We start from the raw sequence: 1,322 nt of genomic DNA, 5'->3' as shown, positions 1-1,322 counted from the left end.
GGGACTATCGGGAATTCCGTGCTTAGCGGGGCGGTTTGAAATCAGGCGTTCATTGCCTTTGTGAACCTCTCGCCGAACAGGACGGCCATCTGCGCCTTTGCGGCGGCCCATTCCCGTGGCGGCATTTTCCACTCTTTCTCGGCCCTGTTCAAGACCAGGAACAGCAGCTTCAGGGCCGCGTCGTCATTGGGGAAATGGCCCCTGGCGCGGACGGCGCGGCGGAGCTTGGAATTCAGGGCCTCGATGGCGTTCGTTGTATAGAGTATGCGTCTGACCTCGCGGGGAAAGGCAAAGAACGGGATGACCTCCTGCCAAGCCCGGCGCCAGGCCTTGCCGATGGCGGCATATTTCTGGCCCCAGGGGCTTTCCTCGAACGCGGCCAGGGCCTTCTCCGCCTCCTTGTCATCCAAGGCGTCGTAAACCTGCTTGAGCGCGGCGGCGACCGGCTTGCGGTCCTTCCAGGAGGCAAATTCCATGCTGTGGCGCAGGAGATGGACGATGCAGGTCTGCACGCTCGTCTCCGGGAAGGCGGCGGATATCGCCTCCGGGAAGCCCTTCAGCCCATCGACCACGGCCAGCAGGATGTCCTCCACGCCCCGGTTCTTCAGCTCATTCAGGACGCGCAGCCAGAATTTCGCCCCCTCGTTCTGCTCGATCCACAGGCCCAGAACCTCCTTGCCACCGTCCGCCCGCACGCCGATGGCGATGTGGATCGCCTTGTTGCGCACCAGGCTCTCGTCCCGGATCTTCACCCGCAGCGCATCCAGGAAGACCAGCGGATAGACGGCTTCCAGCGGCCGGTTCTGCCAGGCCGCCACTTCGTCCAGCACCGCATCCGTCACCGCCGAGATCAGGTCCGCAGACACCTCGATCCCGTACAACTCCCGCAAATGCCCGGTGATCTCCCGTGTCGACATGCCCCGCGCATACATCGAGATGATTTTCTCGTCGAACCCGGGAAACCGGCGCTGGTACTTGCCGATCAACTGCGGATCGAAGGTCGAGGCCCGGTCCCGCGGGATCGACAGGTCCACAGAGCCCGTATCCGTCAGAACCGTCTTGCGGCCATAGCCGTTACGCCGATTGCCACTCTCGTCGCCGGCAAGATGGTGATCCATCTCCGCCTTCAGCACCCGCTCCGCAAGCGCCTTCTTCAACTGGTCGAGAAGGCCGTTCTGCTCAAATGCCGTCTTCGCGTCACCGCCGGCCAGCAACTGGTCCAGAAGCGCGTCGGGGATAATCGGTTCCTTGCGTCGTGCCATCGTGAAGCTCCTTTCGCATCACTATGGCCCCGCTAAGCACGGAATTCCCGATAGTCCCGC

1 protein-coding gene is annotated in these 1,322 nt (G+C 62.9%); it reads right to left on the bottom strand.

Annotation, left to right across the window (positions count from 1 at the left end):
• Positions 1-41 precede the first annotated feature (41 nt).
• Positions 42-1,262 (bottom strand): IS256 family transposase, encoded by a 1,221-nt coding sequence (locus tag AC1Q7F_RS32560; protein WP_492512702.1) that lies wholly within the window; start codon positions 1,260-1,262, stop codon positions 42-44.
• Positions 1,263-1,322: the final 60 nt, after the last annotated feature.

The sequence above is a fragment of the Niveispirillum sp. GW835-FHT14G11 genome (genome assembly GCF_058793615.1).
This window is presented reverse-complemented; position numbering and strand designations above follow the sequence as displayed.